The organism is Dyella sp. C11, from assembly GCF_003121485.1.
Taxonomy (GTDB): Bacteria; Pseudomonadota; Gammaproteobacteria; order Xanthomonadales; family Rhodanobacteraceae; genus Dyella.
In genome coordinates, this window is the sequence record NZ_QAVX01000001.1 from 15916 (window position 1) to 35400 (window position 19485).

The 19485-nt window shown below is 64.4% G+C and carries 18 protein-coding genes; 16 read left to right on the forward strand and 2 right to left on the reverse strand.

The genetic code is table 11. The features are described 5' to 3' along the window. Nucleotides 1-57: 57 nt before the first annotated feature. The gene (locus DK366_RS00050) at nucleotides 58-2274 is read left to right on the forward strand and encodes a glycoside hydrolase family 3 C-terminal domain-containing protein (RefSeq protein ID WP_109123475.1); all 2217 of its coding nucleotides are present in this window, start codon (nucleotides 58-60) and stop codon (nucleotides 2272-2274) included. A gap of 38 nt (nucleotides 2275-2312) precedes the next feature. Here DK366_RS00050 and DK366_RS00055 read toward each other — a convergent pair whose 3' ends face one another. Further along, nucleotides 2313-2507 (reverse strand): hypothetical protein, encoded by a 195-nt coding sequence (locus tag DK366_RS00055; RefSeq protein ID WP_109123476.1) that lies wholly within the window; start codon nucleotides 2505-2507, stop codon nucleotides 2313-2315. A 105-nt stretch (nucleotides 2508-2612) separates the two neighbouring features. Between DK366_RS00055 and DK366_RS00060 the strand changes: the two genes are divergently transcribed. From DK366_RS00060 to DK366_RS00075, 4 genes are all read left to right on the forward strand, one after another. Next, nucleotides 2613-3521, forward strand: coding sequence for a LysR substrate-binding domain-containing protein (locus DK366_RS00060; RefSeq protein WP_109123477.1), 909 nt, complete (start codon nucleotides 2613-2615; stop codon nucleotides 3519-3521). A gap of 1047 nt (nucleotides 3522-4568) precedes the next feature. Continuing rightward, complete coding sequence (locus DK366_RS00065; RefSeq protein ID WP_109123478.1) at nucleotides 4569-5681, forward strand: S-(hydroxymethyl)glutathione dehydrogenase/class III alcohol dehydrogenase; 1113 nt, start codon at nucleotides 4569-4571, stop codon at nucleotides 5679-5681. Nucleotides 5682-5856: 175 nt separating this feature from the next. Beyond that, nucleotides 5857-6753 carry a class I SAM-dependent methyltransferase gene (locus tag DK366_RS00070; RefSeq protein ID WP_109123479.1) on the forward strand — a complete coding sequence of 299 codons (897 nt, stop codon included), beginning with the start codon at nucleotides 5857-5859 and terminating at the stop codon, nucleotides 6751-6753. Nucleotides 6754-6793: 40 nt separating this feature from the next. Continuing rightward, on the forward strand, nucleotides 6794-7327 hold the full coding sequence (locus tag DK366_RS00075) for a pseudouridine synthase (protein ID WP_109123480.1): 534 nt from the start codon (nucleotides 6794-6796) through the stop codon (nucleotides 7325-7327). 22 nt (nucleotides 7328-7349) lie between these two features. Here DK366_RS00075 and DK366_RS00080 read toward each other — a convergent pair whose 3' ends face one another. Continuing rightward, complete coding sequence (locus DK366_RS00080) at nucleotides 7350-8144, reverse strand: TatD family hydrolase (RefSeq protein ID WP_109123481.1); 795 nt, start codon at nucleotides 8142-8144, stop codon at nucleotides 7350-7352. Between the two features lie 350 nt (nucleotides 8145-8494). Here DK366_RS00080 and gspE point away from each other — a divergent pair, with 350 nt between their 5' ends. The 11 genes from gspE to gspD all read left to right on the forward strand — a co-directional run bounded on the left by gspE (nucleotide 8495) and on the right by gspD (nucleotide 19430). After that, a complete protein-coding gene (gspE, locus tag DK366_RS00085) occupies nucleotides 8495-10183 on the forward strand; it encodes a type II secretion system ATPase GspE (RefSeq protein ID WP_198651386.1) in 1689 nt (562 codons plus the stop codon). Nucleotides 10184-10372: 189 nt separating this feature from the next. Further along, entirely contained in the window at nucleotides 10373-11590 is a 1218-nt protein-coding gene (gspF, locus tag DK366_RS00090; RefSeq protein ID WP_109123483.1) for a type II secretion system inner membrane protein GspF, read from the forward strand. A gap of 28 nt (nucleotides 11591-11618) precedes the next feature. Then, nucleotides 11619-12044: a type II secretion system major pseudopilin GspG gene (gene gspG / locus DK366_RS00095; protein WP_109123484.1), complete on the forward strand. Its 426-nt coding sequence runs from the start codon at nucleotides 11619-11621 to the stop codon at nucleotides 12042-12044. Nucleotides 12045-12113: 69 nt separating this feature from the next. Beyond that, a complete protein-coding gene (locus DK366_RS00100) occupies nucleotides 12114-12584 on the forward strand; it encodes a GspH/FimT family pseudopilin (RefSeq protein ID WP_255412535.1) in 471 nt (156 codons plus the stop codon). Next, nucleotides 12581-12979: a prepilin-type N-terminal cleavage/methylation domain-containing protein gene (locus DK366_RS00105; protein WP_109123486.1), complete on the forward strand. Its 399-nt coding sequence runs from the start codon at nucleotides 12581-12583 to the stop codon at nucleotides 12977-12979. The genes DK366_RS00100 and DK366_RS00105 overlap by 4 nt, the downstream gene beginning before the upstream one ends. Then, complete coding sequence (locus DK366_RS00110; protein ID WP_109123487.1) at nucleotides 12976-13659, forward strand: prepilin-type N-terminal cleavage/methylation domain-containing protein; 684 nt, start codon at nucleotides 12976-12978, stop codon at nucleotides 13657-13659. The genes DK366_RS00105 and DK366_RS00110 overlap by 4 nt, the downstream gene beginning before the upstream one ends. After that, complete coding sequence (locus DK366_RS00115) at nucleotides 13656-14516, forward strand: type II secretion system protein GspK (protein ID WP_109123488.1); 861 nt, start codon at nucleotides 13656-13658, stop codon at nucleotides 14514-14516. The genes DK366_RS00110 and DK366_RS00115 overlap by 4 nt, the downstream gene beginning before the upstream one ends. Continuing rightward, nucleotides 14513-15673, forward strand: a complete 1161-nt coding sequence (locus DK366_RS00120) for a PilN domain-containing protein (protein WP_109123489.1) — start codon at nucleotides 14513-14515, stop codon at nucleotides 15671-15673. The genes DK366_RS00115 and DK366_RS00120 overlap by 4 nt, the downstream gene beginning before the upstream one ends. Further along, complete coding sequence (gene gspM / locus DK366_RS00125; RefSeq protein ID WP_109123490.1) at nucleotides 15670-16299, forward strand: type II secretion system protein GspM; 630 nt, start codon at nucleotides 15670-15672, stop codon at nucleotides 16297-16299. The genes DK366_RS00120 and gspM overlap by 4 nt, the downstream gene beginning before the upstream one ends. Then, nucleotides 16296-17012: a general secretion pathway protein GspN gene (locus DK366_RS00130; RefSeq protein ID WP_109123491.1), complete on the forward strand. Its 717-nt coding sequence runs from the start codon at nucleotides 16296-16298 to the stop codon at nucleotides 17010-17012. Before gspM ends, DK366_RS00130 begins: the two co-directional genes overlap by 4 nt. A gap of 3 nt (nucleotides 17013-17015) precedes the next feature. Further along, nucleotides 17016-19430, forward strand: coding sequence for a type II secretion system secretin GspD (gene gspD, locus DK366_RS00135; protein ID WP_109123492.1), 2415 nt, complete (start codon nucleotides 17016-17018; stop codon nucleotides 19428-19430). Nucleotides 19431-19485 lie beyond the last annotated feature (55 nt).

The window sequence follows — 19485 nt, forward strand, 5'->3', positions numbered from 1 at the left end:
ATACGCGCCGCCCATGTGATGCCGAGGCGAGCACGTGATCACATGGGAGAGACACGAATGAAGAGCAAGGCAGCAGCACTGCGGTGTGCGGTTCTGAGTGGCGCGATTGTGATGGGTTTGTGCACGTGGGCCGGTATGGCTGCTGCACAGGCAACCACACGCCCGTGGAACGACACCACGCTATCGCCGGATGCACGCGCCAAGCTGTTGCTGGCGCAGCTCACGCAGGACGAAAAATTCCAGCTGATCCGCAGCTATTACGGTGGCCCTGATCGCCCCGCCAACGTGCCGTTTCCCAAGGGCGCGTTGGCATCGGCAGGTTACGTGCCGCCCATCGATCGTCTTGGCATCCCGGCGCTGGAAGAAAGCGATGCCGGGCTTGGCGTGGCCAGTTCCGATCGCATGCGCCCCGGCGACCATGCCACGCCGTTGCCGGCCGGCCCGGTAACCGCGGCCACGTGGGACCCGCAGGTCGCTTATCGCGGTGGCGCCATGATCGGCAGCGAAGCGCACAGCAAGGGCTTCAACGTGCTGCTTGCGGGTGGAGTCAACCTTACGCGTGAGCCGCGCAACGGACGCAATTTCGAATATGCGGGTGAAGACCCGCTGCTCGCCGGCACCATCGTGGCCGAGGCGATCAAGGGCATCCAGGATCAGCACGTCATCTCCACCATCAAGCATTTCGCGTTGAATGATCAGGAGACCAACCGCAACGCGATCAACGTGCAGATCGGCGAGCAGGCGATGCGTGAATCGGACTTGCTTGCCTTCGAGATCGCCATCGAGCGCGGCAAGCCCGCGTCGGTGATGTGCTCGTACAACAAGCTCAACGGCGACTGGGCGTGCGAGAACGATTACCTGATGAACCAGGTGCTCAAGCGCGACTGGAAATACCCGGGTTTCGTCATGTCGGACTGGGGCGGCGCGCACAGCGCGGCCAAGGCAGTGAATGCCGGCCTGGATCAAGAGTCGGCGGGCGAAGTGTTCGACAAGGAGGTGTATTTCGATGCGCCGTTGCGTGCCGCGCTTGCCAAGGGCGAAGTGAAGCAGTCGCGCATCGACGACATGGTCCAGCGCATCCTGCGCAGCATGTTCGCCGTCGGCGTGTTCCAGTATCCCGCGGGCAAGGCGCCCATCGACGCGCAGGCGAACCTCAAGGTCTCGCGCGAAACACTGGAATCCGGCGCTGTGTTGTTGCGCAACGAGCACGACACGTTGCCGCTGGATGTCACCAGGCTGCAGTCCGTCGCGGTGATTGGTGCGCATGCGGACAAGGGTGTGCTGGCCGGCGGCGGTTCATCGCTGGTGACGGCGATGGGTGGCAACGCCGTGCCGGGCATTGCGCCCACCACGTGGCCGGGGCCGGTGATGTATCACCCGTACGCGCCGTTGAAGGCATTGCGTGATGCGGCGCCGAAGGCCAACGTACAGTTCGCCGAGGGCAACGACATTGCCGCTGCCGCCGCGCTCGCCGCGAAGTCGCAGGTGGCCGTGGTGTTCGTGCAGAAGTGGCAGGCCGAGTCCGTCGACGCGCCGGATCTGTCGCTGCCCGACAATCAGGACGCGCTGGTGGAAGCGGTCGCCAAGGCGAATCCGCACACCGTCGTCGTGCTGGAGAACAGCGGCCCGGTCGCCATGCCGTGGCTCGATCAGGTCGGCGCCGTGCTGGAAACCTGGTATCCCGGCGGCGACGGTGGCAAGGCGATCGCAAACCTGTTGACCGGCAAGGTAAACCCCTCGGGTCGACTGCCGGTAACTTGGCCGCGTGATCTTTCCCAGCCGCCACGCAAGGACATCCCCGGTGCCACGGGCGGTACGCCGCCGGAGTCTGTCGATTACGCCATCGAAGGCGCCAATGTCGGCTATCGCTGGTACCAGGCCAAGGGCATCAAGCCACTGTTTCCGTTTGGCTATGGCTTGTCGTACACGCAGTTCAAGCACGATGGCCTGAAGGTGGACGCACACGGCAACCAGCTGCAGGCGACCGTGAACGTGTCCAATACTGGCGCGCGTGCGGGTGCCGACGTGGCCCAGGTTTACGTGCATGTGCCGGGCGCGAAATCAGCGCGTCTTGCCGGCTACGCCAAGGTCTTCCTGAAGCCCGGCGAACACCGCACGCTCACCATTCCTCTGGAGCCCCGTCTGCTGGCGGACTTCGACGTGGCCAAGCATGGCTGGGTGATTCGCGGTGGCCAGTACAGCGTTTCCGAAGGTCCTTCTTCCGAAGACCTTGGGTCGCCTGTGTCAGTCCAATTACCTGCCGGCAAGCTCTGACAGCGCAGAACGCCGGCCCTGAGGCCGGCGTTTTCGTTTCAGCCGCAGCCGTTGTGTGCGAGTCCAGCGGGCAACACCACTTCCTTGCGCGTCGTTTGCGCCGCCATGGGAGCGCGCTCCCTCTTGCCCTTCTGCTTCGGGCGCTCGTTCTGCGCATCCGCCAGCCTACGTGCCAGCTCGGGATCGGCGATGTGGCCGTGAAGGAACAACAGGTTGGTGAAGATCGAGCTCATGACGTCCTCCCTTCGTGTCATTGCTTGAGTGTTTGTTCAACATAGACCCGTAGCAAATGGCCAAAAAGCGATATATTTGCAAGCCAGACTTGAGGAGCATTCAAGATGGCGCGCGTCTCGCTGGATCTTCTCCAACAGTTCGTCCAGGCGGCCCGGCTGGGCAACCTGTCCCGCGCCGCCGAGCAGGCCAACCTCACTGTCAGCGCGCTGAGCCATCAGGTTCGGCAGCTGGAACAGCGTCTGGAACGCAAATTGTTCGAACGCGGACCACGTGGCGTGCAGCTCACGGCGGAAGGGCGTCGCTTGATGGAAGCGGTGGGACACCATTTCGAAGGCATCGATCGCGCCATGGCGGCCTTTCGTTGCCGGCGCGATGACGTGCTCACGCTCAGCGCCATTCCCGGTGTCATGTCCAGTTGGCTGGTACCACGGTTGGCGCGCCTCGTCGCGGCGCATCCGGAGTTGCAGCTCAATCTGCAATCGAGCGTGGAGTTGGTGAATTTCGAACGCGATCCGGTGGATGCCGCCGTTCGCTACGGGCGCGGTCCGTGGCCGGGTCTGGTCACCGAGCGCCTGTTCGGCGAATGGATTGCGCCGGTCGTGTCGCCTGCCTTGCTTGAACGCATGCGCGATGCAGACCCCAATGACCTTGCGCAGTGGCCACTGCTGGGCGATCCGGGCGACCGCTGGCGCGACTGGTTTGCCGATGACCAAGGGGCGTCGCCGCGTCGCTACGTGGCGCATTTCGACAACACCGACGCCTTGCAGCGTGGCGCGATGGAAGGCATGGGCGTGGCGCTGGGACGCATGGTCATGGCCCGTCCGCTTATCGAAGCCGGCTTGCTCACGGTGCTGGGCGATCGCTACCAGCAGATCCCTGAGGCCTACTTCCTCGTGTATCCGGAGCACGCGAAAGATCACGCCGGCCTGCGCACGTTCCGCGAATGGCTGTTGTGCGAAGCAGGCAAGTACGCAGAGACGATGTCGTACGCCACCGGAAATGCGGCGTCATGAAGCGCGCTTTTCGTAACCATCACGGGCGAGAAACACCGGCAGGAGCTTCGTGCAAGAGGAAACCTGTGGGAGCGCACCCTGTGCCCGACATGGGCAATTCTGGTCGTCGCTTCGTTGAATGTCGCCCACAGGGTGGGCTCCCACAAAAGTGGCGGAGCACCCTGTAGGAGCGCACTTGTGCGCGACAGCATCCCTTCGTGGCCGTCGCGAGGCACGGCGGTCGCGCACAAGTGCGCTCCTACATAAGCGCTTGGTGCAAGATTAAGTAGGCGCTTCGTGCAAGAGGAAACCTGCGGGAGTGCACCCTGTGCGCGACATGGACAACCCAGGTCGTCGCTTCGTTGAATGTCGCCCACAGGGTGGGCTCCCACAAAAGTGGCGGAGCACCCTGTAGGAGCGCACTTGTGCGCGACAGCATCACCTCATGGTCGCCGCGAGCTAGAACGGTCGCGCACAAGTGCGCTCCTACATAAGCGCTTGGTGCAAGAGTAAATGGGCGCTTCGTGCAAGAGGAAACCTGTGGGAGCGCACCCTGTGCGCGACATAGGCAACCCAGGTCATCGCTTCGTTGAATGTCGCCCACAGGGTGGGCTCCCACAAAAGTGGCAGTACCCCTTGTAGGAGCGCACTTGTGCGCGACAGCATCTCCACGTGACCGCGGGGCATGGTGCGGCGGTCGCGCACCAGTGCGCTCCTACATAAGCGCTTGGTGCAAGATTAAGTAAGCGCTTCGTGCAAGAGAAAACCTGTGGGAGCGCACCCTGTGCGCGACGTGGGCAACCCAGGTCGTCGCTTCGTTGAATGTCGCCCACAGGGTGGTTTCCCAGCAAAGTGGCAGAAAACCCTGTAGGAGCGCACTTGTGCGCGACAGCGCCCCTTCGTGGCCGTCGCATGGCACGGCGGTCGCGTACCAGTGCGCTCCTACAAAGGTGCTTTGCACACGTTCTGCAAGACGCCTCGCACCAAAGTCGATCGCGTAAACGGTTTCACATCCGGCCTTGAACCGTCATCATTCACGCTTCCCCATATACCCCACTGGAGAACGCCATGAAGTCGCGCGCCGCCGTCGCCTGGGAAGCAGGCAAGCCCCTTTCCATCGAGCAAGTTGACGTCGCCGGCCCCAAGGCGGGTGAAGTGCTGGTGCGCATCGTCGCCACCGGCGTCTGCCATACCGATGCGTTCACGCTGTCCGGTGCCGATCCGGAAGGCCAGTTCCCGGTGATTCTTGGCCACGAAGGCGGTGGCATCGTGGAAGAAGTGGGCGAGGGCGTGACGTCGCTGAAGGTTGGCGACCACGTGATTCCGCTGTACACGCCCGAATGCGGCGAGTGCAAGTTCTGCCTCAGCGGCAAGACCAACCTCTGCCAGAAAATCCGCTTGACGCAGGGCAAGGGCGTGATGCCCGATGGCACGTCGCGTTTCTCGCTCAACGGCAAGCCGCTGCTGCACTACATGGGCACCAGCACCTTCAGCGAATACACCGTGCTGCCGGAAATCTCGCTGGCAAAGATCAACAAGGCCGCTCCGTTGGAAAAGGTGTGCCTGCTTGGTTGCGGGATCACCACCGGCATCGGCGCCGTGCTCAACACTGCGAAGGTGGAACCGGGCGCGAGCGTGGCCGTGTTCGGCATGGGCGGCATCGGTCTTTCGGTGGTGCAGGGTGCGGTGATGGCCAAGGCCGGACGCATCGTGGTGGTGGACACCAACCCCGACAAGTTCGAGATGGCGCGTGCGTTGGGCGCCACCGACTTCATCAATCCGAAGGATTACCCGGACACGCCGATCCAGCAGGTCATCGTGGATCTCACCGATGGTGGCGTCGACTATTCGTTCGAGTGCATCGGCAACGTCAACGTGATGCGCTCGGCACTGGAGTGCTGCCACAAGGGTTGGGGCGAGTCGATCATCATCGGCGTGGCCGGTGCCGGCCAGGAAATCAGCACGCGTCCGTTCCAGCTGGTGACGGGGCGCGTGTGGCGCGGTTCTGCGTTCGGTGGCGTCAAGGGCCGCTCGCAGCTGCCGGGTTACGTCGACCGCTACATGGCCGGCGAGATCAAGATCGACGAGATGATCACCAAGGTGCTTCCGCTGGAGCGTATCAACGAAGCCTTCGACCTGATGCACGAAGGCAAGGTGATCCGGTCGGTCATCCACTACTGAGATCGTCCAGCGATGCCGCTTTCGTGAAAGATGGCCTCCAGCCTGGCGTGTTTGGATAGTGCCGGCGGCGAGGGGAAAACCCCTCGCCTTTCCACACCTTGTATACATTTCGGACGGCAAGCTGGAACGAGCGTGCCGATACCGTTCTCCGGACGTTCCTGCTAGGGGTTTCTCGATGAAAAGCCGTGTGTTCCTGGGGCTGGCAGCAACGCTGCTGGTGGCTTGCAGTGGCCATTCCGCGCCTGCCGATGCGCAGTCGCAGGATCAGCCCGCCGCCCTCGTGCCACCCACCAGCGCCAGCGATTTCACGGCTTCCCAGCTCGATCAGGTGATCGCGGGCGACTGGCGCGCCGTCGACCACAAGGCGCGCGATGTCTATCGCCACCCGAAGGCGACGCTGCAGTTCTTCGGTATCCGCCCCGATCTCACCGTCATCGAAATCACGCCTGGCGGCGGCTGGTATACCGAGATTCTTGCGCCGCTGTTGAAGAACAACGGCCACTACATTGCCGCCGCGGCCAAGCCCTCCGCCGAGGGTGAGGCGAGTCGTGACCTCAACGGCCTCAAGGCCAAGTTCGCAGCCGACCCCGCGCACTACGGCAAGGCGCAACTGGTGGAATTCGATCCCAAGGCGCCGTCGTTCGGTGCGCCCGGGTCGGCCGACATGGTGCTCACCTTCCGCAACGTGCATAACTGGGTCGAGGCGGATACCGCACCGGCCATGTTCAAGGCGTTCTTCACGGTGCTCCGCCCAGGCGGCGTGCTCGGTGTGGAAGATCACCGCGCGGCGGACAACGCCAGCCTGGAATCGGTAAAGAGCAGCGGTTACCTGCCCACCAATGTGGTGATCAAGCTCGCCACCGATGCCGGCTTCCGCCTGCAGGAGTCGAGCGAGATCAACGCCAATCCGAAGGACACCAAGGACTATCCGAAAGGTGTGTGGACGCTGCCGCCCACGCTCACCCTGGGTGATCAGGATCGCGCCAAATACCTCGCCATCGGCGAATCGGACCGCATGACGCTGCGCTTCGTGAAACCCGACGCGCCCACGTCCGCGTCCTCGGCGCATTGATTAGGGCGCCCTGCGCGACGCAGGGCGCTAAAGTTGTCGCATGCTCATCGCACTCAACAAGCCTTACGGCGTGCTCTGCCAGTTCAGCGACGCCGATGGTCGTCCTACGCTCGCAGGCTTCGTCAGGCAAAAAGACGTCTATCCCGCGGGCCGGCTCGATCACGACAGCGAAGGCCTGCTGCTGCTGACCGACGACGGCCGCCTCGCGCACAAGCTCACCGATCCGAAGCACAAGGAACCCAAGACCTACCTTGTGCAAGTGGATGGCCAGATCACCGACGACGCCATCGCCGCATTGAAGCGCGGCGTGGTGCTCAACGACGGACCCACGCTTCCCGCGCATGCCGAACACGCCACGGAACCCGAATGGCTGTGGCCGCGCGATCCGCCGGTACGTTTTCGAAAGCTGATACCCACCAGCTGGCTGCGCATCACCTTGCGCGAAGGCCGCAACCGCCAGGTGCGTCGCATGACGGCAGCGGTGGGATTTCCCACGCTACGGCTTATCCGCGAGCGCATCGGGCCCTATGCGCTCGACGGGCTGGCCCCGGGAACCACGCGCGTCGTCGGTTGACCCAACGGTGGTTGGGTTTGCCTCAATCCGTGGGCAGGGAAAAGAACGCGCGGGCCGTGGCTGTCGTGTGCGAAGCCGTAACCTCGACGGCCTCGCCACGGTCGCGCGCAATCTCGTGGCAGATGTGCCGCAAGTACATCGGTTCGTTGCGTCGGTGCGACGGCTGCGGCTTCACCGTGCGGGGCAGCAGGTAGGGCGCGTCAGTTTCGATCATCAGCCGGTTGGTCGGAATCTCTTTCACCAGCTCACGCAAGTGCGTGCCGCGCCGCTCATCGCAGATCCAGCCGGTAATGCCGATGTGGCAGTCCAAGGCCAGGTAATCGCGCAAGGCTTCGCCCGTGTCCGTAAAGCAGTGCACCACGGCGCCGGGAATCTTGTCGCGGTAGCGGCGAAGCAGGGCGACGAAGTCGTCGTGCGCATCGCGCTGATGCAGGAACAGCGGCTTCTGCACATCCACCGCGATCTGCAGCTGCCGCTCGAACACCGCCAGCTGCACATCACGCGGTGAGTAATTGCGGTTGTAGTCGAGTCCCGTCTCGCCCACGGCGCGCACTTCAGGGTGAGCCGCCAGCTCGCGCAACAGCGCGTCCGTGGCATCGTCGTAGTCGATCGCATGGTGCGGGTGCACGCCCGCCGTCGCATACAGGAACCCGGGATGCGCCTGCGCCAACGCCAACGCATGCCTGCTCCCATCGCTCGACGCACCCGTGACCACGAGCTGCGCCACATCGTGATCCCTGGCGCGCTGCAACACGGCATCGAAGTCGTGGTGGAACGACTCATGGGTGAGATTGGCGCCGATGTCGATCAGTTGCATATGGCGGACTACCCAAAGGGCGCATTGTCTCAGGGTTGACGTACGGGGGAAACGGCATGACGGGCCGATTCGCAAGATATCGCGGCAGTCTTTGGGTTGGGGACTGGGCTGGGTCCCGAGCTCCACGTGTCTCGGGATCTTTACTTTTCGCTGCGGAACGTTGGCTCGATTGAAAGGTCCGAAACCGTGAGCCGTTGTGAGAAACCGTGCTCGCGCGTCTACAGGCGGGTGTGTTAACAATGCGCCTCCGGTGCCGTTGGGGGCGGCATCTGCGGAGTTGGTGCAGCCAGGAAACGGGGTGAAGCATGTCGGCAGTCGCAAAGCCGGCGGCCAATGTGGAGGGAGCGGCCATGGAAAGCCGCGAGGCGGCGGTTTGTGCGCTGCTGGTCTCCCGTGGGCGTCTTAAGGATACGGATCTCGCGCGCGCGCGCCGCCTGCACGACGAGTCGCCCGACGGCACCCTGACGGCGCTGATGGCCCGGCTGGGCCTGGTGTCGGAGCGCGACCTGGCGGAAGCCTGGTCGGAATTGCTGGACACCCCGCTGCTGGCGGCTCGCGAAGCACCGGACATGCCGCCGGCCGAGCTGGACGTCTCCGTGCGCTTCCTCAAGCAGCTGCACGTGGTTCCCGTCCGCGTCGGTGAGGACGGGCTGGCGCTGGTCGTGTCCGATCCCGCCGATCCCTATCCGCTGCAGGCCATGCAGCTGGCCGCTGGTCGTCCGGTGGCGCTGCGTATTGGCCTTCGTTCGGAAATCGACGACCTGATCGAGCGCTATTACGGTTCCGGTCGTTCGGCGATGGGCACCATCGTGGAAAACCTCGACGGCAGCGCCGCCGTGGAAGACGACGTGGAGCATCTGCGCGACCTCGCCTCCGAGGCGCCGGTGATCCGCCTGGTGAACCTGATCCTGCAACGCGCGGTGGAACAGCGCGCATCGGACGTGCACATCGAGCCGTTCGAAAACCGCCTGAAGGTGCGCTACCGCATCGACGGCGTGCTGCATGAAGTGGAGGCGCCGCCGTCCAGCTCCACCGCGGCGGTGATTTCCCGCGTGAAGATCATGGCCAAGCTCAACATTGCCGAGCGCCGCCTGCCGCAGGACGGTCGCATCCAGTTGCGCGTGCAGGGCAAGGAGCTGGACCTGCGCGTGTCCACCGTGCCTACCAGCTTCGGCGAGTCGGTGGTGATGCGTATCCTGGATCGCGAGTCGGTGGTGTTCGACTTCGCGTCACTGGGTTTTACGGACAACTTCGAGCAGCGCTTCGTCGACGTGCTCGAACGACCGCACGGCATCTTGCTGGTGACCGGTCCCACCGGTTCGGGCAAGACCACCACGCTGTACACCGCGCTGTCGAAGATCAACACGCCGGACGTGAAGATCATCACCGTGGAAGACCCGGTCGAGTACCAGATCGAGGGCATCAACCAGATCCAGGTGAAGCCGCAGATTGGACTGGATTTCACCGGCGCCCTGCGCTCCATCGTGCGCCAGGACCCGGACGTGATCATGATCGGCGAAATGCGCGATCTGGAAACGTGCCGCATCGCCATCCAGTCCGCGCTTACCGGCCACCTGGTGCTTTCCACGCTGCACACCAACAGTGCAGCCGGCGGCATCACGCGTTTGCTCGACATGGGCGTGGAAGATTACCTGCTGGGTTCCACGGTGAACGGCATTCTCGCGCAGCGCCTGGTGCGCCGCCTCGATCCGGAAACGGCGACGCCGTATGAAGCGTTGCCGGAAGTGATCGAGCAGTTCGAGCTGCACAAGTACACCAACGAACGTCCCATCCGCTTGTGGAAGCCGGGCAGCAGTGCGGCCAATCCCACAGGCTATCGCGGTCGACGCGCCATCATGGAATTCCTGGTGATGACCGACCCGCTGCGTCGCCTGGTGATGCAGCGCGCCGATGCCGGCGAGATCGAACGCGCCGCGCGCGCCGAAGGCATGCGAACCATGTACGAGGACGGCATCGCCAAGGCGGTGGCGGGCATCACCACCATCGAGGAGGTGTTGCGTGTCACGCAGGAAGGCTGATGCCAACGTGCCGAAGACGTCACTGGTCTTTGATCGTCATCCCTGCGAAAGCAGGGATCCAGTGTCTTTCGGTTCGTGTGCTGGCGCTGGGCAAGAGCAAAAGTCGCTGGATCCCTGCTTTCGCAGGGATGACGGCGATGTAGGGGCGTTGTACATCGGAGCGCTCGTGCCCTCGCTGCAGGCCTTGCCATGACCCAGTTCCGCTATCGCGCCGTCAGCGCAGCTGGCGAAGTGCTGCAAGGCCAGATGGAAGCCTCGAGCCTCGAGGAGGTCGTCAGCCGTCTGCAGGACCAGGGCCACACGCCGCTCGATGCACGCACCGCCGACAGCGATGCCGGTGGCGGCGGCATTGCGGGCTGGTTCAAGCGGGGTCCGTTCACGGGCGATCAGCTGGCGCAGTTCACGCATCAGCTCGCCACGTTGCTTGGCGCGGGCCAACCGCTGGATCGCGCGCTCGGCATCCTGATGGATCTGCCCGAAGGCGCGAGCGCCAAGCAGTTGATCGAGCGCGTGCGTGATCGCGTGCGCGGCGGTACGCCGTTGTCGCAGGCGCTGGACGACGAGCACAGCGTATTTCCCAAGCTTTACATCAGCCTTGTACGCGCGGGTGAGGCGGGCGGATCGCTGGAAGACACCTTGCGTCGCCTCGCTGACTATCTCGAACGCTCGCAGCAGCTGCGCGGCAGCATCATCAACGCGCTGATCTACCCGGCGTTCCTGATGGTGGGCGTACTGGGTTCGCTGCTGTTGCTGTTGGCCTACGTCGTGCCGCAGTTCGTGCCGATTTTCGAAGACATGCAGGTGCCGATTCCGTTGATCACGCAGATCGTGCTGGCGGTGGGCGGCACGTTGCAGACATGGTGGTGGGCCATCGCCATCCTGCTCGTGCTGGGCGTGCTCATCGCACGGGCGCGACTGCGCGACCCGGTGACGCAGCTGGCGTGGCATGCGCGCCTGCTGAGCATGAAAGTGGTCGGCCCGCTCATGCTCAAGGTGCAGACGGCGCGCATCGCGCGCACCTTGGGCACCTTGCTGAAAAACGGTGTGCCGCTGCTCACGGCCTTGGGCATTGCGCGCCAGGTCACCGGCAACAAGGCACTGGACCTTGCGTTGTCACAGGCGTCGGATCAGGTGAAGGAAGGCACCGGCCTTTCGTTTGCACTGGCGCAGTCGCAGCGCTTTCCCCGCCTCGCGCTTCAGATGGTGCAGGTGGGCGAAGAAGCCGGCCAGCTCGACACCATGCTGCTGAAGGTGGCCGATACCTTCGAGCTGGAAAGCCGCCGCGCCATCGATCGCCTGCTGGCGGCCCTGGTACCTGCGCTCACCATCGTGATGACGGTGATGGTGGCGATCATCATGGCCGCCATTCTTCTGCCCATGCTCGATCTCACCAGCAACATCCAGTAACCCCCTTCGAACGACGATGAGGTACCCCATGCGACAAAGGACTTTTGGCCGTCACCACGCGGCGCGCGGTTTCACCCTGCTGGAAATGCTGGCGGTGATCGTGCTCATCGGCATCATCGGCGCCGTGGTGGTGACGCAGGTCGGCAAGAACGTCGACAAGGGCAAGTACGGTGCGGGCAAGGCGCAGCTCACCACGTTGAGCCAGAAGATCGAGAACTACGCGCTCGACAACGGCTCGCCGCCGCAGCAGCTGCAGGACCTTCTCGTGAAGCCGGCCAACGCACGCAACTGGCAGGGTCCGTATGCGAAGGAATCGGAACTGAAGGATCCCTGGGGTCACGATTTCGGCTACAAGGCGCCGGGTGATCACGGTGCGTTCGACCTGATTTTCTACGGCCAGGATGGCAAGCCCGGTGGCGACGGCTACAGCGCCGACGTCGGCAACTGGCAGTAATACGGAGGCATGGTGAGTCGCGGCTACGCCAACATCGAACACCGGCGCCCAGCCGTGTGTCCAGATGCGGTGGATTCGCGTGCTCGCCTTACTTCCCAGGCGGGTTTCACGCTGCTCGAAATGCTCGCCGTGATCCTGCTCATCGGCATTGCGGCGGCCGCCGTCGCCGTATCGGTGACGCAAGGGCTGGCCAGTGCACGCGTGAGTGCGGCGGGTGGTGAACTCGCCGCCGCGCTGCGTGGCGTGCGCACGCAGGCCATCGTGCACGGCAATGAACATACATTCGACGTGGACACGCGTGACAACACCTATCGCGCGGACAACGGTCCCTCGGTGCGCCTGCCATCGGGCATGCGCATCGGCATCACCAGCGCGAAGGAAGACCAGGTCAACAGCTATACCGGGCGCATCCGCTTTTTTCCGGATGGCAGTTCCACCGGCGGACACATCACGTTGCAGCGCGAACAGCGTCAGTGGCGCGTCAATGTGTCGTGGCTTACCGGTGCGGTCAGCGTGGCTGATGTGAGTGTCAAGCGATGAAGCACGCCACGCGCGGTTTCAGCCTGCTTGAAGTGGTGGCAGCCACGTTGCTGCTCGCCATTGCCTTCACCGCGTTGCTCAAGGTGGCGGGCGGCGCCATGGAGTTGACGCGCAACGCGGACGGCCATAGCCAGGCGGCGCTGTGGGCTCGCTCGTTGCTCGACACCGTGGACATCACCACGCCCCTGCAGGCGGGACGCACTGAAGGCCGCTTCGATGCCACCTATCGCTGGCGTCTTGTGGTGACGCCGTGGAGTCCGGCGGTGACGCCGGGTCAAAACAACCCCATGCGCGTGGTGAAGCTGGACCTGGATGTGATCTGGGGTCCGTCGCTGCGCGAACGTTCGGCGCACTTCAGTACGTTGCGTGTGCTCGGAGCAGCGAAATCGCCATGAGTCGAAGCACGCCCCAGCACGTGCGCGGCTTTACCCTGCTTGAAGTGCTGGGCGCACTCGCGTTGTTCGCATTGCTTTTGCTGGGCGTGTATTCCGGCGTGCGTGCGGCCACGCATGCGGTGCATTCGGGTGAGGCATCCATCGAGCGTGCGGACGAAGTACGTTCGGCACAGCAGTTCCTGCGACGCGAGCTGGCGCAGGCACGGGCCGTGCCGCTGTCGCATACCGACAAGGGTGATCCGCAGTTCTTCAAGGGCGATGCCCATGAACTGAAGTTCGTGGCGCCGCTGCCAGGCTATCTCGGCAAGCTGGGTCCGCAGTTGCAGCAATTGAAGCTGGTCTCCAATGGCGATGGCACGTCAAGGCTGGAAGCCAGCTTTGCCGTAATGCCGCCGGACGGCACGCCACCCAAATCGCTGGGTGATCCGGAAGTGCTGGTGGATCGCGTGCGTGGCGGCAGTTTCAGCTATCGCGAACCGGACGCGCAGGATCATGCCGGTCAATGGCGTGATCACTGGGACGACACGCGCGCCATGCCGCGCATCGTGCGCATTGCGTTGCAGCTGGACGGCAACGCCGAGTGGCCACAACTGGATGCACCGCTGCGCGTGGATGTGACCGCGGTGCAGGGGCAGGCGGCTGATCTGTTGCAGGGCCTGCAACGCCGGAGCGTGCAATGAGCACCGCCATTCGCCACCAACGCGGTGTCGCGCTGCTCGTCGTGCTGTGGGCGTGCACGTTGCTCGCGATCCTGGTGGGTGGCTACGCCGTGCTGGCGCGAACGGAAGGGCTGCAGGCGCGTTACCAGTTTGCGCAGACGCAAGCCCACTACGCTGCCGAAGCCGGTCTGATGCGTGCCATCTATGCGCTGCAGGACCCGCAACAGGATCAACGCTGGGTGCCGGACGGCCGCCCTTATCCGTTCGCATTCGACGGCGCCAAGGTCACCATCAGCGTGATCAGCGAATCGGGCAAGGTGGATCTCAATGCCGCCTCGCCGGACGTCTTGCAGGGCCTGTTTCGCGCCGCGGGGATGTCCGACATGGATGCGCAATCCGTCGCGGGCAATATCGTGGACTGGCGCAGCTTTTCCTATTCACCACCGGGTACGGTGCCCAATGCCACGTACGCCAATGCCGGTCTGGATTACGGTCCGCGGCACGGGCCGTTCGGCACCGTCGAGGAGTTGCAGATGGTGCTGGGCATGACTCCCAAGGTGTATCGCGCGGTGGCTTCGCAGGTCACCTTGTGGTCCGGTCGCCCGTCGCCCGACCCCAATACCGCGCCGCCGCTGGCGCTGGCCGCCGTGCCGGGCATGACCCCGCAGCAGGCCCAGGCCATCGCCGCATCCCGCGGCGCCGGGCCCGTGCAACCGGGCCTAGCCGCTATGCAGGGAGTAACGCATAGTATTCGCTCGGAGGCCACGCTGGCTGACGGTACGCGCGCGATCCTACGTGCGACGGTGCGATTACAGGGCCTACGCCCGGGCGCACTGCCATATACCGTGCTGCGTTGGCAGGAGGGAGAGGGCGAGTGAGTACCGTACCGCAGCCACTGCAACTGCAGTTCGATCGTGTGCGCCGTGCATGGCATGGCTCGCCCATGCCGCGCTTTTTTGCGTGGTGGGGCGGCGAGCTGCAGGCGATGTTGCCGGTGCGCTGGCGCGAGCGTTTCGGCGGCGGCCTGGCCTGGTATCTGCTGCAGCTCGATGGTGACGAGTGGACGGTGCGCAAGGCAGGCGGTGTGGTGTTTGCCCGCTGGAGTAGCCAGCTGGATGCCACCAGCCAGCAGGTGGCTCTGTCCGATGCCTTGCGCGGTGTCGATGTGGAAGACCTGCGCATCGCGCTGTGCCTGGATGCAGGTGCCGTGTTGCGCCCGCATTTGATCCTGCCGCTGGCCGCGCGCGACAACCTTCAGCAGATCGGTACGTTCGAAATGGACCGGCAGACGCCGTTCCGTGTCGAACAGGTTCGCTACGACGTGCGTGAATTGCGCGCGCCTGCACCGCCGGGGCGATTCGCCGCGGAACTGGTGGTTGTGCCTCGCCAGACGCTCGACCCCTTGCTGGCAAGGCTTGCCGCATCCGGTTTGCAGGTGGATGCCGTGGATGTGTCCACGGGCAGCGATCGCCTTGGTGCCAATCTCTTGCCGGCTGAACTTGCGCCGCGACGCAAGCACCCGCGTCAGCGTCTCAATCTTGCGTTGGGTGTCGCGGCGATCCTGCTGCTGGTGCTGTCGCTGTTCCAGTTTCTGCACAACCGCGAGAGTGCGTTGGAGCAGATGCGCAGCGACGTGGAATCCATGCGTGCCGATGCACGGCAGGTTGGCGCGTTGCAGCAGCAACTGCAGGACAACGCCGGCGCCGCGGGTTTTCTGGCGGAGCGCAAGAAGCGCACTGTGTCCGCGCTCGCCGTATTGCAGGACATCAGCCAGCGTTTGCCGACCACGGCATGGCTGGAACGCCTGAGCATCGACAACAGTGGCCAGGTCGGTTTCCAGGGCCAGAGCCCGCAGGCGGCGCGACTGGTCGACGCGCTCAAGGGCTCGCCCGTCATCACGGATGCGAATTTCCAGGGCACCATCCAGGTCGATCCTTCGACCGGCAAGGAGCGCTTCTACATGGTGGCGCAGCTGCGCAAGCCCAACGACGCCAAGCCGAAGGCGGCACCTGCCAACGCAGGGAGCGCGCCATGAAGATGACGGCGCTGAAGCCACGCGAAAGCCGCATCGCCGCCGTGTTGCTGCTGCTCGCGGTGTTGGTCATCGCGTATTTCGTGCTGCTGCACTGGTGGTTCGTGGCACCGCTGCAATCCATCCATGCGGAGATGGATGACCTGCGCGACACGCATGCACGCTTTGCCGCCGCCATTGCCGAGAAACCGCAACTGCAACAGCGCATCGCCGCCATGGGTGCAGGGCAGGCGGCCAGCCACGCGTTCCTGCCGGAAGACGACCCGAACGCTGCCGCCGCCGGCCTGATGCAACGCGTGGTCGACGCGGTGGCAGCCCATCCGCAAGGCGGCGCCTGCGACGTCACGCAGAAAATGCCCGTGACCAATCCGCCCGCCGCGCCGGACGAGCCGTATCGCAAGGTCGCCGTGAGCATCAGCCTGCGCTGCGACGTGCAGCCGCTGGCCGAGACGCTGCACGATCTGGAACAAGGCACGCCTTACCTGTTCGTCGATGATCTCAGCATCTATCGCAATCCGGTCGCTGCCTTGCAGCAGGCGGCGGCACCGCTGGAAGTGCAGTTCACGCTGTCGGGTTATGTACGCCAGCCGCGTGTCACGAATGGCGATGCACAGGGAGGTGCGCCGTGAATGCTGCCGCCCAACGTCGCATGACACCCTTGCTTGGCGGCGTGGCTGCCGTGTTCGGCGCGTTGTTCCTGACCTTGCTTGCCGGTGTCGGACGTGGCGTGTCGTGGGGTCCGGACAGGCCGCCGACGCCATTGCCCGCCGCGCACGATCAAGGCCTGCCGCCGCCCGTGCCGCTCGCGCAGTTCTCCGCCGTGTGGATGCAACCGTTGTTCAGCAACGACCGCAAGCCGGCGATGCATGCGGCCAGCGGCGGCGCCAGCATTGGCGACATGCAGCTCACCGGCATCATCCTCACGTCGCCGCTGCACATGGCGTTGTTGCGTGACAAGAGCGGCGAGCACGACGTGCGCGTGCGCGAAGGCGACACGCTGCCCGATGGCAGCTGGCGCCTGGTTGAACTGAAGCCGCGTTCCGCCGTGTTCGAATCGTCCAGCGGGCGCACCGAATTGCAGTTGCCGGCGGGCGCGCCCATCGACATGCCCAAGCCGGACGGCAATCCGCCGCCGAATGCCCCTCCGCCGGCTCCGGGCATGGCTGCTGCGCCCGTGCCGGCGCAGAGCGGACCGATGATCAACCAGGCCAATACACCCAACCCGGCCCTGCAGTCCCCCAATGGCGTGGACTCGCAGGCCGATCGCATTCGCTTGTTGAAAGAAGCGATTCAAAAACGTCGCGCCCAACAGCAGGCAGCGGCCCCCGAGGGAGCTCATTGACCCATGTCCATTCAGCGCACGCCGCGGCTTCGTCGCATCAGTACGCTCACCCTCGCCTTGTGGCTGGCCGGTTGCCAGACGCTGCCTCCGCCGAGTAAAGACGATGGCGCCCTTCAACGCGAGGCCATGGCCGGCACGGAAAAACCGGTGCCGCCACCGCTGCCGCTCAACACCGGCAACAAGACGGCTGACCAGAACGTCACGCCGAAGCCGCAGTTGAGCGAAGGCAGCGGCCAGTTCGTACGCGCCACCGGACTCGCGCAGCCTCGCAGTGCAGCCACCGGCGATGGCGCGGTCACCTTCAACTTCGAAAACCAACCGGTGCAGGCGGTGGTGAAAGCCATCCTGGGCGACCTGTTGAAGCAGAACTACACCATCGTGCCGGGCGTGCAGGGCAACGTGTCGTTCTCCACCTCCGAACCGGTGGACAGCAGCCAGGCCATTCCGATCCTGGAAACGTTGCTGTCGTGGACCAACAACGCGTTGGTCATGCGCAACGGCCAGTACGTAGTGATGCCCGCGAAGGATGCGGTGGCGGGCAACCTGGTGCCCAGCCTCAATGCGGTGGCACCGCAGGGCGGATTGCAGGCACGCCTGTTCCCGCTGCGCTACATCTCCGCCAACGAGATGCAGAAGCTGATCAAGCCGTTCGCGCGCACCGATTCCGTGCTGCTGGCCGATCCGTCACGCAACGTCATCGTGCTGTCGGGCACGTCGGCGGAACTGGACAACTACCAGCGCACCATCCACACCTTCGACGTGGATTGGCTGCGCGGCATGTCGGTGGGCGTTTTCAGCCTGCAGCATGCCAATGTCGGTGAACTCGGGCCGCAGCTGGATCAGATGTTCGGCCCGAAGGGCGACACGCCGCTGGCCGGCATGGTGCGCTTCCTGCCTATCGAGCGTACCAATGCCATCGTGGTGATCAGCAGCCAGCCCAGCTACCTGCAGGAAGTGGGTGACTGGATCACCAAGATCGATCGCGGCGGCGGCAACGAACCGGAGCTGTTCGTCTACGACGTGCGCAACCTCAAGGCGTCGGATCTCGCGCAATACCTCGCCGGCATCTACACCAATGGCGGCGGTGGCGGCGGTAATGCCGGCAAGGTCGGCCCGGGCCTCAATGGCGGCACGCTGGGTGCTAGCGACAACGCCAACGGTTCGGCCAGCGGCATGGGCAGCACCGCCGGCAGTTTCGGCAGCAGCACCACGGTCAATGGTGTCGGTGGCGGCTTTGGCAGCGCCGGTGGCCTGAGGAGCGGTGGCACGTCCGGTGGTATCGGCAGCACGGGCACCAGCGGCGGCTTTGGCAGCAGCACCGGTACCGGTACCTCGGGCGGCGCAGCCGGTGGCATGTCGTCGTTCGGCAACAGCAACAACAACACCAATGGCGCCGGCCAGCAGTACGTGTCCGAAGACGGCAGCATCCGCATCAGCTCGGTGGATTCCAGCAACCAGTTGCTGGTGCGCGCGCGCCCTTCGCAGTGGAGTGAAATCGAGCAGGCGGTGAAGCGGCTGGACAATGTGCCACTGCAGGTGCAGATCGAGATGCGCATTCTCGAAGTGGATCTCACCGGCCAGCTTGAGTTTGGCGTGCAGTGGTATCTGCAGGGCCTCGCCAACAGCACGCCGACTTACGACAGCAGCGGCAACGTTAACGGCGCAACCAGCGCATACCCGGGTGCGCATCGACAGATTTCGTTGGGCTCCGGCGGTAACCAATACGCTGGCGAACCGTTCTTCTATTCGTTCCTGAGCAGCAACGGCAAGTTCCAGGTGGCCGTGCGCGCGCTGGAAACGAACGGCAACACGAAGACGCTGTCGGCACCGTCGCTGGTGGTGCTCAACAACCAGGTGGCGCACATCTCCGTGGGTGACCAGGTGCCGGTGAACCAGCAGTCCATTGTCACCGGCCTCAACACTACCGGTTCCACCGCCACCAGCGTCAGCTACATCCCCACCGGTGTGATCCTGGATGTGCAGCCGCGCGTGAATCCCGGCGGCCTCGTTTACCTCAATGTGCAGCAGCAGGTGAGCAACACCACCGGCGCGGCGAACTCGCAGGGCAACTTCACCATCCAGCAGCGCGCGGTGGGCACGCAGATTGCCGTGCAAAGCGGGCAGACGGTATTGCTCGGCGGCCTGATCCAGCAGGCGGAAGACAACACGGACACCGGCGTGCCCGGCCTCAACCGCATTCCCATCCTGGGACGCCTGTTCGGCACCACCAATCACAGCCGCAACCGCACCGAGCTGATCGTGCTGATCACGCCGCGCGTGGTCACCAGCAGCGAGGATGCCAAGCAGATTACGGACGAGTACCAGCGGAAGTTCGAGTCGCTGGCACCGTTGCGGGCAGCCAATGCCAACGGTACCAGCGGTGCTGCCGGCGCGACGGGAACGACAGCGCACCCGTAAGCGGGATGTTGCTCCCTCTCCCCTCCGGGGAGAGGGTTGGGGTGAGTCCCGAAAA